A 15,110-nucleotide genomic window follows, 5' to 3' on the forward strand; every position below is an offset into this window, starting at 1 on the left:
AACACTTACTATAATCATTATTCATAAAAATGTATCTATATATCTATTTTCTTTATATCATCTATTTCCTTTATAAATCTTAATATATATTCAGAATATTTATTTCCATCTCCTCTTACTATATCTATTGTATCTTCGTGTTCTGCTCTTTTTATTGTTTTAAGTATAGTATTTTCATCTAGATTATTTACTTTTTTAATAAAAGATATAGAAGTATTAACATTAATTAAAGAATCACTTTCTCCATGAATACACAGTATAGGTAAATTAACTTCTTTGTTTAAAAGGCTTATAGGATTTGCTTTTTTAATATTACTTTTATATACATAATTGTTCACCAATATTCTAGAGTATATAGAAGTACATTTTGAAAAATCAAGCACTCCAGACAATGATATAAAACCCTTTAATAAATCTTTATTAATATTATATTTTAACTGTCTATCATGGTCGAACACTAAACGAGAAGCTAATTCTCCACCTGCCGAATATCCTGCAATTACTATACTATTTATTTCTTTATTACATTCTATATAGTGTTTTAAAGCTTTAAATACATCATCTATCTGAGTTGGGTATCTATGAAAAGGAACTAGCCTATATCCACATAATACAGTTTGATATCCTAATTTATAAAAAAATTTCCCTACACCACTATAAAGTGATGGATTTCCATGCCACCAGCCTCCACCATGTATAAAAAATATAGTTGACTTTAAATTACTGCTATAAGGAGTGTATACCTTATAATATTGTCTTTTATTATTACCATATCTAATAATTTTCCCTTTTATATTATTATCTTTTATATAGCTATTAGTTATAGTTTTGCCTATATTAAATAATTTAAGTTTTATGGATTTTAAGTTCATTTATATACCATCCTTGAATTTTTCTTCTAAATATATAAAAAGACATGAAGTTTAATTCATGTCTTTTTATATATTATATGCTATTATATTTTTATAATACTTATTCTAATTTCTATTTTATAGCTTCAAGTGCAGCTATATTTAACAAACTCCAAGGTTTATTAAAGTGAGGTTGGAAGAAAAAGTCTGTTACAGCCAATTCTTCCAAAGTCATTTCATTTTGTATAACTACAGATAATGTGTTCATAAATTGAGTTAAATCTACTTTAGATATAATTTGGCCACCTAAAATTTTATGATTATCTTTATCAAATACCAATTTTAAGATTACTTCCTCAAATGTTGGCATAAATTCAGGTCTATAATTATCTTTAACTATCACTGAGCCTACATTAAATTTAGTTGTTTTATTTGCCATTTCTTCTGTAAGTCCGGTTGATGCTATTGATAAATCATATATCCTTATTCCTGAAGTTCCTTGTGTTCCGAGATATTTTAATTTTGGTTCAACTAAGTTTTTAGCTATTAAAGTTCCCATTCTAACTGCATTCGTAGCAAGTGGTATATATCTAGTATCTTTAGCTGGATTATATTTAACTACGCAACAATCTCCTGCTGCAAAAACATCTTTAGCACTTGTTCTCATATACTCATCTATCATTATAGCTCCATTAGGTAACATATCTATTTTATCTTTAAGTAAGTGAGTATTAGGTTTAAACCCAATACAAAGTACAACTAAGTCTGCTTCAAATTTGCTTTTATTTGTTATAACCTTACTTACCTTACCATCTTTACCTTCAAATTTTTCGACCTTTTGACCTAGCTCTAACCTTACACCTTTTTCTGTAAAAGTTTTTTCTGCTATATCTGTAAATTCAGAATCTAAATATTTAGACATTATCCTATCTTCTGCATCTATTAATATAGTATTTTTGCCTTGAATTTTGAAGGCTTCAGCTAGTTCTACACCTATATAACCCGCACCTATTACAACTACATTTTTTGCATCTTTACTTTTATTTATTATAGTTTTTGCATGGTCGTAGTTTTTGCATAATACTATATTTTCTAACTCTCCTCCTTCAAATCTAGGGACTATTGGCCATGAGCCTAGTGTTAATATTAACTTATCGTAAGTGTCCTCTAATATTTCATTATCCATTAAGTTTTTTACCTTAACTTTTTTATTAATAAAATCTATATCTAAAACTTTATGTTTCATATTTGCTTTGATTCCTAAATCTTCTAAACCTTTAGGAGAGTTATAAAAAAGCTTTTCTGGCTCAGTTACAACTTTTGAAATACTTAATGCTATACCACATGATAAAAATGATATATTATCATTTTTTTCATATACTACTATTTCACTTTCTGGATATTTTTCTTTTATATTAATAACTGCAGCTGTTCCTGCATGAGTGCATCCTACAACTATAACTTTCATTATTTATACCTCCATATTGATATATTTTTAACATACTACATATATACCCAAAGCTTTATATAAAAAAACATAATTATTAATATTAGTATTATCTTATTTAGCTATAGTTATCTATATATTATTATAAATATCGTTATTTAAATAACTATTACTTATATAAATTATTCTATAATTAACAATTGTATGTTACTTTTTTGTTTTAGTTTACTATATTATAAGCATTAAATCCATATTATTATTTTTATACAAATAAAAAGCTTAGATATTTAATCTAAGCTTTGAGTAGTAATTTACTTCTTATAATGATTTTATAAATGTAACAACATCTTCTATTATCCAATCTGGTGTTGATGCACCAGCTGTTATTCCAATATTTTCATACTTTTTTAATGTATCTATATCTAATTCTTCCTTTGTTTCTATTGCATATGTATCTACATACTCTTTGCATATATTAACTAGTTTTTGAGTGTTTGAACTATGTTTTCCACCTATTACAACTACACAATCTACTTCATTTGATAATTCTCTAGCAGCTTCTTGTCTTACTTTTGTAGCTGAGCATATAGTATTATTTAATACTACATTATCTAAAATAGATTCTAAGTAATCTGTTATCTCTTTATATAATTCTATATTTATTGTAGTTTGAGCTACTACACAATATTTCTTAGCTTTATCAAATTCTAAATTTTTTGCATAATCTAGTGTTTTTATTATTATAGCATTATTTTTACACCATCCATTTATACCGATGACTTCTGGATGTTTATAGTCTCCTATAACTATTATCTGATACCCTTTATCATAGTAAGATTTAGCTTTTCTATGAATCTTTTTTACAAACGGGCAAGTTGTATCTATTATGCTTATATCTTTTTCTCTCGCTTCTATATATACATCTTCACTTACTCCATGAGATCTTATTATCATATGTTTTGAATTTGGAACAGAGTTTATATCATCAATAGTTAAAAGTCCTTTATTTTCATACTTTTTAACTGCTTGTTTATTATGTATAAGTGGACCTAGTGCATATATGCCATCACTATTTTTTTCTAATTCATTCCAAGCCATTTTCATAGCTCTTTTTACACCAAAACAAAATCCTGCTTCTTTAGCTATTTTTACGTTCATATCATTCTCCCTATATTAAAATAATTATTTTGAATGTATATAATAATTTTCTTTAATAACTTCTAATACATTTTGAGCTAATCTTTCATTATCCTCAGTAGTAAGCTTTTTACCATAGTATTCTTTAAATGATATAGGCTTATCTATATATACTGTAACTCTATTAAAAAACTTATAATTACTTATTATAGATATAGGAACAACATCAGCCTTTCCTTTTACGGCAAATACTGTAAGCCCACCTTTGGCCTGTCCAAATCCTGGTTCTTTAACTCTTGTTCCTTCTGGGAATATACCTAATATATACCCATCTTTTATAGATCTTAAAATATTTTTTATGGTTGACACGTCAGGCTTATCTCTATTTATCGGTATAACATTTAATTTATTTAAAATAAATGCCAGCGGTTTTGATTTAAATAATTCCTTCTTAGCAATAGCTGCTATTTCTCTATTTTGTATTGCTGATGCTATAAATATAGGGTCTAAGTTTGATTTATGATTACAAGCTATTATTATATTTCCTTCATTTGGAATATTCTCTTTTCCTATTACTTCAAATTTATAAAATGTTTTTGAAAACATTAAAAGAACTTTTGTTGCAAAATTATAAAAACTCACATCTATCTCCCTTCAAAACTAAACTTATTATAAATTTATTTTAGATATTACACTTTCAACAACATCATCTATAGTTTTTCCAGTTGTATCTATTTCTATAGCATCATCAGCCTTAACAAGTGGCGCAAATTCTCGATTTGAATCTATTTCATCTCTCTTAATTATATCTTTAATTATTTCTTCAAGAGTTGTTTCATATCCTTTTTCTTTTAATTCCTTGAAACGTCTTTGACCTCTTTCTTCTGGAGTTGCTACTAGATAGAATTTATAATCTGCATTAGGGAATACATATGAACCTATATCTCTTCCATCTAATATAACAGAATTTCTTTTTCCTATTTCTCTTTGAACATCTACCATTAAATATCTAACTTCTTTTATTTTAGCTACATTAGACACATTATTACTAACTTCCATAGTTCTTATTTCTTCTTTTAATATATTTCCATCTATATATATATTATTATCTCTAAAATCTATATCTGTGTCCTTGGCTAGCTTAACTACTTCTTCTTCGTTATTTATATCTATATTATTTTTTAAACACTTGTAAGTTATTGCTCTGTACATTGCACCTGTATCTATATAGTTTATATTTAACCTATTTGCTATTATTTTAGCTATTGTACTTTTACCTGCTCCTGCAGGACCATCTACTGCTATTACTAAATTTCTCATAATTGTTTCTCCTAACTTTTTATCTATTATCTAATAAAATTTATTTGTATATATTTGTTATTAGATCTTTTCTTAAGTCTTTAGCATTGTTTAAATATATATGTTTTATATCTTTTTTAGATTTGTCTGTATTTACATGCATCATAATTCTTATGCACATTTTAAGACTTCCATCTATATATTTTTCTTCAAAGTTAAGCATAGGAATATCTGTTATATCTAATATATCCCTAACTGCTACTGATGGATATACTTTATCTAAGTCATTTGTCATTGTAAAACACATACTTATTATATCATCAATATCTAATGCATTTTCTATTATTATAGTTTGTACTAACTTTGCAGTCTCATCAAGTATATCTGCTTTAGTATTAGAAACAACCGTTGTTGCACCTCTTATCGCTAATGTTTTCATATTAATCACCTATACACTTATTCCCGCTAAATATCCCGTTGAAAAGGCTATTTGTAAATTATAGCCCCCTGTTTCTGCATCTATATCTATTAATTCCCCTGTAAGATATAAATTTTTTATTATTTTTGATTCCATAGTTGAAGAGTTTATCTCTTTAACTGATATTCCACCACTTGTTACTTGCGATGTTTTTATTCCTTTAGTACCATTACAAGTAAGTTTCATAGATTTTATATAGCTTATTATTTTCTCTTCATCTGTTTTTGTTAATTCATTTGCTTTTTTATCAGTTAAATTAAGAATCTTAAGCACTTCTTTTAAAAAGTTTTGTGGAAGTAATCTTCTTAAATTATTTATTATATTTTTATTAGGATTCTCTCTTATTATTTTAGATATTTCATCTGAACTAGTATTTGGCAAGAAGTCTATGTTAAGTTCTATTAAGTTATCTTCTACATATTTATTTATATAAGAAGATAGTTTAAGTACACAAGGACCTGTTAGGCCAAAGTGTGCAAATAATATATCTCCCACTTGATATATCTTTTTATTTCTTATCTTACAAGATATTTCTACATTTTGTATAGATACACCTTGTAAATTTTTTATCCAATGCTCCTTTATAGTAAGTGGAGTAAGTGCTGGATATATTTTTTTCAATGTGTGATTATGTTTAACTAATATATCATACATTGATCCATCCGAACCTGTATGAGGGTAGCTTTTCCCTCCAGTTGATATTATAACCTTATCTCCCTTTATATTTTGACCATCATTAAGTATTACACCAGAAACTGCATCATTTTCTACTATTATATCTATAACTTGTTTATTATATATAACTTTAACACTGTTATCTTTTAAGTCATTTTTTAGGATATCTATAACTTCTTCTGATTTACCTGATTTAGTATATACCTTATGATCATTAAAATCTTCTATTATATATTCTAATCCATTACTTTTAAAATACTCCAATAAGCTATGATTAGTAAATGTATAAAAACTACTATATAAAAATTTTTTGTTAGTTACTATCTTATCAAAGAAATCTTCTATATCTCTATAATTAGTAAGATTACATCTTCCTCCGCCCGTGACTCTAAGCTTTTTTCCTAATTCTTCATTTCTTTCTATAAGTATAACTTCATTATTATTTTTTGAAGCTGTAATAGCTGCCATCATACCTGATGGACCACCACCAACTACTATTACTTTTGACATAAATATCTCCTATTCTAATGCAGAGTTGTTTATCTTTTCATTGTTTTTTATATGATTAGTATCATTCATTTTTATTATTACTGGGCCATAATCTCTATATTCTACTATGTTTAAAGCCGTATTATCTTGCTTTATTCTGTATATATTTTCCATACCTGAGTTTAAAAATGATAATAGTAATACTCTAACAGTTACAGAATGACTGACTAATAATATATGTTTGTCATTATATTTCTCATTTAATTCTTTTATAAATACTTCTAATCTATCCTTTATTAAATGAAGAGTTTCTCCACCTTCTATATTTACTAGATGAGGTTCATTTCTCCAAGTATTATAAGTTTCTAAATAATCTTTTTTAATTTCATCTATTAAAAGACCTTCCCAAACACCAAATCCCATTTCTCTAAGTGCAGGTGTTTCTTTTACCTTAACACCTATTTTTTCTCCTATAAGATTAGCAGTTTGTAGCGCCCTTCCTAAATCACTACTGTATATGTAATCTATTGGGTACTCTTTTAAAGCTTCACCAAGACAAATTGCTTGTTCTTCTCCCTTAGCTGTTAAATCAGAGTTTCCATGCCCTTGCGTTTTACCTAATATGTTCCAATTGGTTTGTCCATGTCTTACTATATAAAATGTATTAGCCATCTGTTGCCTCCTATGTTGTATATAGTTATTTTTATCTTTTACTAAATTTTTATTATACCATAAATATAATTTATTAAAAAGATATATCCTTTTAACTATTCCCTAAATATTATTTTCAATAAGTATCTCTATTTGTGCTAGTGCTTTTATTTCACCACTACTATTTGCTCTTGTTATTATATATACTTCATGGAAATCTCCAATAACTTTTACATTTTTTTCCTTTATATAGTTTATTATTAAATTATAGTATTTTTTAATATCATAAAAGGTATCATCAAAATACATTGTAAGGTAGTTTCCTTTAGGTAGGATTATTATTCTCTCATCTGTATTTAATACATCTTCTGTTTTTATCATAGTTCTTGTATAAGTTAATTTATCTTTATTTATTAAGTCATTGTAAGATGTTGAAAAAACTATTTGATAATTAAATGTATTATACATTTCTTCTATTTCTACTAGACTTTTTCTAAGATTCATTTCAAATTCTTCTGTATACCTTCCAGAGTAATTATATTTTATCATTTTTCTTTCTTCATTATATTTTATGAATACATTATTAAATCCAATAGCAAGCGAGTCTTTTATATCATTTTCAAGGTGTTCTATACTTTCCTTTATAGTATTTAACTCATGTAGTTTTTTGTTTACAAGATCCTTTTGTTTTTCAAGTGTTTTTAGTATAGATCCTAATGAATCATAGTCATTCATTACATCCTTTATTTCATCTAAGGATAGACCTATTGCTTTACATTTTTTTATAATATCAAGCTTCATAAAACTTTTTATAGAATAATATCTATATCCTGTTTTTTCATTTATATAATCTGGGTTTAATAAATTATATCGATCGTAATGTCTTAATGTTTCTATGGATATATTATTTAATTTAGCCATTTCTCCTATTGAAAAGTATTTTTCCATTTAATCACCTCTAAATTTATATCTTTTTATAGTATATGCTAAATGACCATATACTTAAAGAGATAACATGCTTTTATAAAATAAATCTAATAAAAGAACAGTTTCAAAAATAAAATTAACATTAAAATAAACTATACATTTTTAATTTACAAAAATAATAAAAAGCTATGAACAATAAAGATTTTACTCTATTGTTCATAGCTTTACTTTTTACTGTGCAGTTTCTACAAGTTTATTTATTGATTTAGTTGTTGAAGTTTTTATATTAGCTATTAAGTTTATTGCTATAAATGTTAATGATTCAGATACTAATGTACCTGCCCATATACCATCTGCACCGAATACTTTAGATAGTACAAATAAAGATATCGGTAAGAATATAACAGATCTAAATAAACATATTAAAGTAGATAACTTTGGCATTTCTATAGCTTGGTAAAACACTATTGTTCCTATATTTAACCCAACCATGAAATAACTTAAAGTTCCTAGCTTAACAGCAAAATATGCTATTTCTAATATTTGTTTATCATTTGTAAAAATTCCTATTATTTGTTTTCCAAATACATAACATATTACTACAAATACAGCTGTTGTAACTATAGATGCCATAGAATTAATTTTGTAATATTTTAACACCTTATCTTTATCTTTTCTCCCAAAGTTATAACTAATAAGAGGTTGTGCTCCTAATGTCAATCCAAATAGTACCATATATATATTAGTTCCAATATAATTTAATATACTATATGCCGATACTCCTATTTCTCCCATAACATTTACTAATGTCAAATTATGAACAAGCACTATAAAAGAGAAACTTATTTGAGATAAGAAAGAAGGAAACCCTATCTTTAATAAATCACTTATAACTTCTTTTTCTATTTTTACTTTCCCAAAAGTTAAACAACCTTTTTTCTGTATAAAATGAGGAAGCATTATAGCTACTGTTACTATCTGTCCAAGTCCTGTTGCTATAGCTGCACCTTTTATTCCAAGTCCAAATGGGAATATGAATACATAATCTAATATTATATTAGTTATAGCACCTGCTATTATGGAATACATTGCTAATTTTGGTTTTCCGTCATTTCTTACGAAACTGTTAAGTGCTAATCCTACTAGGTTAGGAATACAAAATATTGCATAGTATTTTAAATAGTCAACTGCCAATGTTTCAAGAGCTTCCGTCGCTCCTAGCATTTTTACTATAGGCTTTGCAAATATAACACATACTAAACTTATAAATACAGTTACTATAAGTAAGAATTTACATACCTGTCTAAATATATTTACTGCTTTTTCAATATTTTTAGCTCCTATATTTTTAGAGATTAAAGCTCCTCCCCCTACAGCCATCATATTAGCTATACCAACTAACATTACTGTAAATGGCAGTACTATATTGACTGCTGCTAACGCGTTATCTCCTACACCTTGCCCAACAAAAATTCCATCTATTATAGTGTATAATGCCGATACAAGCATAGCGAAGGCAGAAGGGATTGCATATTTTAAAAACTCACTTATCATAATATCACTCCTTTTCACTTTCTTTCTTTTAAAATTATAAACTCTTGTGTAACAAAAGGGTCAATATATTTTTTATCAAATTCATTAAAAAGTACATACTATTTAATAAAAACCGATAAATAGTTTACAATATTGATTTATTTTTAATTATACTAAATTAATAATTTATATATTAATATTTGGTTTATAAATAGAGAGTTATTATGTATAATTATGAATATATGATTATTACTGTAAATTTTGGGAATAAATTATTGTAGCTATTTACCATTTACTAATCAATATTACATTAGACTATATAATTGTAATTTGCAAACAATTATATTAAGAATTAGATTAAGGAAGGAGTATTTTATGATTTCTAATTTTTTAGTTAAATCTTTCATTAAAAATAGTGAGGATATTAATAATGAAAGTGTTAGGAATAGATATGGTTACTTAGCTGGGATTGTTGGTATAGTTTTAAATTTACTACTGTTTATAATTAAATTTTCAGTAGGATTTATAACATCTAGTATAGCAATAACAGCTGATGCTTTTAACAATTTCTCTGATATGGCATCTTCTATTATAACTATAGTAGGATTTAAGTTAGCTAGTATGCCTCCAGATAAAGAGCATCCCTTTGGGCATGGACGAATAGAGTATATATCAGCCTTAATAGTTGCATTTATGGTTATGTTTGTTGGTGTAAGCTTTACGAAAACTTCTATACAAAGAATACTAAACCCAGAAGTTGTAGTATTTGAATTTGTACCATTTATATTATTAATTATATCAATTGCAATAAAACTTTGGCTAAGTAGATTTAATAAGCATATTGGGCAAAAAATTGACTCATCTGCACTTAAAGCATCTGCAGCAGATGCACTTGGTGATGTATTTACTTCAAGTTGTGTTGTATTATCTTATCTAGCATCAAAGTATATATCTTTTCCGATAGATGGTTATATAGGTGTTTTAGTTTCTCTAGCTATAATCTATGCAGGATTTACGTTAGTCAAGGAAACTATAAGTCCTTTACTTGGAGAAGCTCCAGATCCACATTTAGTTAAAGCTATAAATGAAAAATTATTATCTTACGACTATATATCAGGAGTACACGACTTAATAATTCATAACTATGGTGTTGGAAGACGTATAGCATCTGTACATGTTGAAATTCCTGCTACTATAGATATTATGACCATACATAATATTATAGATAATGCCGAATATGATATATCTAAGGAACTTAATATCCATTTAGTTATTCACATGGATCCTATATGTATGAAAGATAGTGAAATAGTTAAAACAAGAAATGAGCTTAATGAGATATTAAAAAAACATAAAGATATTAAATCTATGCATGATTTTAGAATTATTGGTAATGATGATGTAAAAACTTTAGTATTTGATGTGGTAACTTCCCATGATAAAGATACATCTGATGACGAAATAATAAAATATATAAAAGATGAAGTTAAAAAAATACATCCTCATTATAAATGTAAAATAATAATAGATAAGGACTATCATTAAAGTAAAGGGTGCCTAAATTCAAATAAATTTAGGCACCTTTTATTTTGCAAAAGTTTATAATAATACAAATATGTATTAAATATAGTAATTTAATTTTGTTATATTATTAAAGTATTATCTCATATATAAGTTTAACGCCTACTAAAAATGCCATAATCAAAATATAAGTGCTTCTATCTACAATTATCTCCTTATTTTGTTTTTTATGAGAATATTTTTTTCATATATGATAACTTAAAATATAATTTTAATAATTGAATTTTGTTTTTTACAGGAATTATCAAACTAATATTAATCTATCTTAATATTTACTTTATGCACTAAAAACTATTTTTTATCTGTATTAAGATTAAGTATAATTAACTTATAGTAGTATATTATATATAAATTTGATATATTTTTAATATGAGTAAATTTACTTGGAGGTATTTAATGAATCATTGGAATGAATTAATATATATATATCCATTTTTAAATACATTAGATGAAGAAACTAAATCAATTATAAAAAATTCTTTAATAATTAGAGAATTTGATAGTGATTATACATTAATATATGAAAGCTCTTCTTGCTTAGGTTTCTCTCTTATAATAAGCGGATCTATAAGAGTGTATAAATTATCGGATAAAGGTAGAGAGGTGACACTTTATAAATTAGAGAAGGGTGATACTTGTTATCTTTCTATGTCTTGTATGCTAACTAATAAACATTTTCCAGCATTTGCAGAAGTTATAGAACCAACAGTTATTGCTTTTATACCAAGTTCTATATTTAATAAGTATATTTATAATACATTAGAATTTCAAAAGTATATATTTGAAAATCTTTATACTAAATTTAACAATGTATTAAAAGTATTAGAGGAATTAGCTTTTGAAAGTGTAGATATTAGAATAGCAAAATATTTATTATTAATTTCTCAAAAAGCTAATAGCAGCAAGTACTTATATTTAACTCAGGAAAAAATAGCACAGGAGCTTGGAACTAGTAGGGAGGTTGTAAGTCGTATACTTACTGATTTTAAGAATAAAGGTATCCTTATTTCAAGTAGAGGTAAAATTAGTATATTAGATTTTGACAAATTAAATAACATAGCAAAGTTATAGCTTTGCTATGTTTATTTTTTCGTGTATAACTATAATATTATTTACCACTTTCCACTTAATAAAAAGTTCTTAGCTTTTTCATCTGCTTTAATTACAATATTTTTATCATAGCCCATAAATTCAAGAAGTCTTATAGCATTTCTGGTTTCTGATCTTCCCTTATGCAATTTATAGTCAAATTTTATATCTTTATTTGTTATAGTTTCTTCAAAGTGATAATTTTCAAATTTATCTTCAAGTATATGAGTAAGTTCTATATCGTGAGTTGCCGCAAAGCACAAAGTGTTACTTTTATAAAGAGCTGATAGTACTTCACAAGAAGAAGCTATACGCTCTATGGTATTAGTTCCTCTTAATATTTCATCTACAAAGCATAAGCATGGTATATCTTTCTTAGAGTTGTCTATTATCCTCTTTAGAGATTTTATTTCTACTATATAATAACTTTCATTGCTAAATATATCGTCCTTTAAAGCCATTGATGTATATATGTTAAAATATGATGAGTTGTACTCCCTTGAAGTAGTTGTATATATAGTTTGAGCAAGTATTGCATTTATTGCTATAGTCTTTATAAAAGTTGATTTTCCTGACGCGTTTGAACCTGTGATTAACACATTTTTATCAAAATTAGCAGAGTTAGATACAGGTTTTTTTATAAGTGGATGATATATATCAACAAAATTTATATGGTTATTGTATTTACTTGTGCTAATTTCAAGATTTGGTTTAGAATAATAATCTAGACTATCTCTAAATGACGCAATTGCTATAAGAGCATCTATAGTCCCTACATAATCATATATAGCTTTAAAGTCATCTGCATTTTTTATAACAGTACTTTTGACTTTTTCATATCTCTTAAGCTCTTTTAAAAATATTAAGTTCATATATTCACTAAATATTTTCATATCATCCATCATTGCATTACTATCTGCGCCTAGCGATTTTTTTCTAATATGTTTAATATTATCTAAGTTTCTTGATATATCTTTTAAGTTATCATTTATTTCATTTATATTTAAATTTGTTATTTTTTTAGTTGCATTTATTAAAGATATCATATATGTAAAACCGTCTACATTATAATTGTATCTTTCATTTCTTTGACTTATAAATACATTGTATGTAGCAGATGCTATTAAAAGTAGTATAAAATACCTATTAAAAAATATTAGTGTTAAGCTTATTATTGGTATGTATGATAATATAGTATACCTTAGTAACCTACTTTTGCTATTATCACTTTTATTAAATAAACAATTTGTAGTATATAAATCATTGCTTATTCCTAATTTTGCTAATATATATTGTACTTCAAATCTTTTATCTGGATTTTTCATAAAATATTCTATTAAGTTGTCTCTTTTTATAAGTTCTTATTTTTCGTATAAAGGTATTCTTAGAATATTATATAAAACTTCTCTTCCTGATGTACTTTGAGTATTATTTATTTTTTTGTATATGTCATCCATGCTTAAATCATTCCATGTTATATCATCTATAAATTCTTTTTCATTAATATTTTTAAAGTAACTAGAGACACTATCCATTTTATAGTTAATATCTTCTATATCTAATTCTTTACCATATTTTTTTAATATATCTTTTTTTATTGTCTTATCTTTCTTTATCTTAAAGTATAGTTCTATAGAGAAAAGGATTAATAATAGAGCTATAAAACCAAATATAAATTCTAGGATATTGATGTTTAAATTAATATTTTCCATTTATTCCTCCTATGTACCATTATGACTTATTAGTTATAATTTACTTTCTTTTCAAAGGCATTTAATATTAACTTGTATATAATAAATATTATATTATTTATTATCTTTATTAACTAATTTTCTTAAATTTACTATTCTAGATATTATATCTTCAAACTCTTTATTTCCTTTTAAATTGATAAATGTTGTATTTAGTGAATCTATTAGTATTTGTAGTACATCTACATTTACTGACTCCTCTTTCTTTATATCATCAAGATTGTCAAAGTATGCTATTTTATTAAGTTGCCTAGGTATATCTGTACCCAAATATTCTAAACTATCTACCAATCTATTTAAGTACATTAATGAAGCTTTTATATCTCCTTTTTTTAAATTAATATGTGCTAAGTTTGAATTTAAAAATGAACCCATTTGATTTCCATCATATACTAACTTGTCAATATCGATAGCTAATTGATAATACATACTAGCTTTAGAGTAATCTATACTATTCTCGTCCATATCATCTTTGTAACTATAGTAAGAAATGGCTAGTCCCATGCAAGACGTTATAGCTTCTCCAATTGAAGTATTTAAATTTTGTTGCATAAGTTTTCTTGCTTCATTTATTTTATCCTGTTGCATATATATAAGAGGTAGCATTACATCTGGATTGCAATTTGGTTTGTATATTTTTTTTAAAACTTCTTCAGCCTTATCATTTTTATCTACTATCATATAGTTACTGCTTAATTGCATAAGAGAATATTCTTTTAACTCTATATCATTTGTATTATCTACTATATCTTCTAAAATTTCTATTATTCTATTTGTTATATCTTCTTTATTTAAATCTGTTTCTTTTATCATAGTAAGAGAATAAATATGAGTTAGTTTAAATTTAAGTTTGTAATTAGATGGATAATTTTTCATATAACTTTCACATAGTTTAATAGACTCTTCTATTGAATTTATAGATATTAATTCTTCACACTCTTTAATTATTTTTGCGATATCATTTTCATCAAGTTCTTTTCTATAATTTAACAAATCATCAATACTTACTTCAAAGTAATTTGCTAGTACAGGAAGATATGTTATATCCGGAAAACTTACACCCTTTTCCCACTTAGATACTGCTGGTATTGATACTCCAATAATACTTGCTAATTGTTCTTGAGTAATATTTTTCTTTCTTCTTAATAACTTAATATTTTCCCCTATTTTTATTTTCTCCATTAATTTACTCCTTTTATGTG

The 15,110-nt window shown here is 25.5% G+C and carries 15 protein-coding genes; 2 read left to right on the forward strand and 13 right to left on the reverse strand.

Translation table 11 applies throughout. The annotated features are described in order from the left end of the window. Window positions 1-35: 35 nt before the first annotated feature. From ABHC41_RS08305 to ABHC41_RS08350, 10 genes are all read right to left on the reverse strand, one after another. A complete protein-coding gene (locus tag ABHC41_RS08305) occupies window positions 36-872 on the reverse strand; it encodes an alpha/beta hydrolase (protein ID WP_195237749.1) in 837 nt (278 codons plus the stop codon). Window positions 873-984: 112 nt separating this feature from the next. Continuing rightward, window positions 985-2,319 (reverse strand): FAD-dependent oxidoreductase, encoded by a 1,335-nt coding sequence (locus ABHC41_RS08310; RefSeq protein WP_271892941.1) that lies wholly within the window; start codon window positions 2,317-2,319, stop codon window positions 985-987. Window positions 2,320-2,616: 297 nt separating this feature from the next. Then, entirely contained in the window at window positions 2,617-3,456 is an 840-nt protein-coding gene (locus tag ABHC41_RS08315; RefSeq protein WP_195237750.1) for a 4-hydroxy-3-methylbut-2-enyl diphosphate reductase, read from the reverse strand. Between the two features lie 24 nt (window positions 3,457-3,480). Beyond that, on the reverse strand, window positions 3,481-4,077 hold the full coding sequence (locus ABHC41_RS08320; RefSeq protein WP_240275826.1) for a lysophospholipid acyltransferase family protein: 597 nt from the start codon (window positions 4,075-4,077) through the stop codon (window positions 3,481-3,483). Between the two features lie 27 nt (window positions 4,078-4,104). Then, the gene (gene cmk / locus ABHC41_RS08325; RefSeq protein WP_092925817.1) at window positions 4,105-4,755 is read right to left on the reverse strand and encodes a (d)CMP kinase; all 651 of its coding nucleotides are present in this window, start codon (window positions 4,753-4,755) and stop codon (window positions 4,105-4,107) included. Between the two features lie 40 nt (window positions 4,756-4,795). Beyond that, window positions 4,796-5,173, reverse strand: a complete 378-nt coding sequence (aroH, locus tag ABHC41_RS08330; RefSeq protein WP_092925815.1) for a chorismate mutase — start codon at window positions 5,171-5,173, stop codon at window positions 4,796-4,798. A gap of 9 nt (window positions 5,174-5,182) precedes the next feature. Further along, window positions 5,183-6,397, reverse strand: coding sequence for an NAD(P)/FAD-dependent oxidoreductase (locus ABHC41_RS08335; RefSeq protein ID WP_166505401.1), 1,215 nt, complete (start codon window positions 6,395-6,397; stop codon window positions 5,183-5,185). 9 nt (window positions 6,398-6,406) lie between these two features. Further along, on the reverse strand, window positions 6,407-7,048 hold the full coding sequence (locus ABHC41_RS08340; protein ID WP_092925812.1) for a histidine phosphatase family protein: 642 nt from the start codon (window positions 7,046-7,048) through the stop codon (window positions 6,407-6,409). Between the two features lie 102 nt (window positions 7,049-7,150). Beyond that, window positions 7,151-7,975, reverse strand: coding sequence for a MerR family transcriptional regulator (locus ABHC41_RS08345; protein ID WP_271892946.1), 825 nt, complete (start codon window positions 7,973-7,975; stop codon window positions 7,151-7,153). Between the two features lie 210 nt (window positions 7,976-8,185). Further along, entirely contained in the window at window positions 8,186-9,508 is a 1,323-nt protein-coding gene (locus ABHC41_RS08350; protein WP_092925808.1) for an MATE family efflux transporter, read from the reverse strand. 354 nt (window positions 9,509-9,862) lie between these two features. Here ABHC41_RS08350 and ABHC41_RS08355 point away from each other — a divergent pair, with 354 nt between their 5' ends. Next, window positions 9,863-11,032 carry a cation diffusion facilitator family transporter gene (locus ABHC41_RS08355; protein ID WP_195237751.1) on the forward strand — a complete coding sequence of 390 codons (1,170 nt, stop codon included), beginning with the start codon at window positions 9,863-9,865 and terminating at the stop codon, window positions 11,030-11,032. 432 nt (window positions 11,033-11,464) lie between these two features. Then, a complete protein-coding gene (locus ABHC41_RS08360) occupies window positions 11,465-12,139 on the forward strand; it encodes a Crp/Fnr family transcriptional regulator (RefSeq protein WP_166505404.1) in 675 nt (224 codons plus the stop codon). Window positions 12,140-12,180: 41 nt separating this feature from the next. Here ABHC41_RS08360 and ABHC41_RS08365 read toward each other — a convergent pair whose 3' ends face one another. The 3 genes from ABHC41_RS08365 to ABHC41_RS08375 form a co-directional block, all read right to left on the reverse strand. Next, window positions 12,181-13,482, reverse strand: coding sequence for a DNA mismatch repair protein MutS (locus ABHC41_RS08365; RefSeq protein WP_243240016.1), 1,302 nt, complete (start codon window positions 13,480-13,482; stop codon window positions 12,181-12,183). A gap of 36 nt (window positions 13,483-13,518) precedes the next feature. Further along, window positions 13,519-13,869 carry a hypothetical protein gene (locus ABHC41_RS08370; protein ID WP_195237752.1) on the reverse strand — a complete coding sequence of 117 codons (351 nt, stop codon included), beginning with the start codon at window positions 13,867-13,869 and terminating at the stop codon, window positions 13,519-13,521. 93 nt (window positions 13,870-13,962) lie between these two features. Further along, the gene (locus ABHC41_RS08375) at window positions 13,963-15,090 is read right to left on the reverse strand and encodes a helix-turn-helix transcriptional regulator (protein WP_271892953.1); all 1,128 of its coding nucleotides are present in this window, start codon (window positions 15,088-15,090) and stop codon (window positions 13,963-13,965) included. Between the last annotated feature and the right edge of the window lie 20 nt (window positions 15,091-15,110).

Origin of the sequence: Romboutsia sp. 1001216sp1 (assembly GCF_039841805.1) — a bacterium.
In the GTDB taxonomy this organism is placed as follows: Bacteria; Bacillota; Clostridia; order Peptostreptococcales; family Peptostreptococcaceae; genus Romboutsia_C; species Romboutsia_C hominis.

Excerpts from the sequence above, each read along its gene's own strand:
- ABHC41_RS08305 (WP_195237749.1), bottom strand. The coding sequence starts at position 872 with ATGAACTTAAAATCCATAAAACTTAAATTATTTAATATAGGCAAAACT.
- ABHC41_RS08360 (WP_166505404.1), top strand. The coding sequence starts at position 11,465 with ATGAATCATTGGAATGAATTAATATATATATATCCATTTTTAAATACA.
- aroH (WP_092925815.1), bottom strand. The coding sequence starts at position 5,173 with ATGAAAACATTAGCGATAAGAGGTGCAACAACGGTTGTTTCTAATACT.
- ABHC41_RS08345 (WP_271892946.1), bottom strand. The coding sequence starts at position 7,975 with ATGGAAAAATACTTTTCAATAGGAGAAATGGCTAAATTAAATAATATA.
- ABHC41_RS08340 (WP_092925812.1), bottom strand. The coding sequence starts at position 7,048 with ATGGCTAATACATTTTATATAGTAAGACATGGACAAACCAATTGGAAC.
- ABHC41_RS08375 (WP_271892953.1), bottom strand. The coding sequence starts at position 15,090 with ATGGAGAAAATAAAAATAGGGGAAAATATTAAGTTATTAAGAAGAAAG.
- ABHC41_RS08355 (WP_195237751.1), top strand. The coding sequence starts at position 9,863 with ATGATTTCTAATTTTTTAGTTAAATCTTTCATTAAAAATAGTGAGGAT.
- ABHC41_RS08370 (WP_195237752.1), bottom strand. The coding sequence starts at position 13,869 with ATGGAAAATATTAATTTAAACATCAATATCCTAGAATTTATATTTGGT.
- ABHC41_RS08315 (WP_195237750.1), bottom strand. The coding sequence starts at position 3,456 with ATGAACGTAAAAATAGCTAAAGAAGCAGGATTTTGTTTTGGTGTAAAA.
- cmk (WP_092925817.1), bottom strand. The coding sequence starts at position 4,755 with ATGAGAAATTTAGTAATAGCAGTAGATGGTCCTGCAGGAGCAGGTAAA.
- ABHC41_RS08350 (WP_092925808.1), bottom strand. The coding sequence starts at position 9,508 with ATGATAAGTGAGTTTTTAAAATATGCAATCCCTTCTGCCTTCGCTATG.
- ABHC41_RS08365 (WP_243240016.1), bottom strand. The coding sequence starts at position 13,482 with ATGAAAAATCCAGATAAAAGATTTGAAGTACAATATATATTAGCAAAA.
- ABHC41_RS08335 (WP_166505401.1), bottom strand. The coding sequence starts at position 6,397 with ATGTCAAAAGTAATAGTAGTTGGTGGTGGTCCATCAGGTATGATGGCA.
- ABHC41_RS08310 (WP_271892941.1), bottom strand. The coding sequence starts at position 2,319 with ATGAAAGTTATAGTTGTAGGATGCACTCATGCAGGAACAGCTGCAGTT.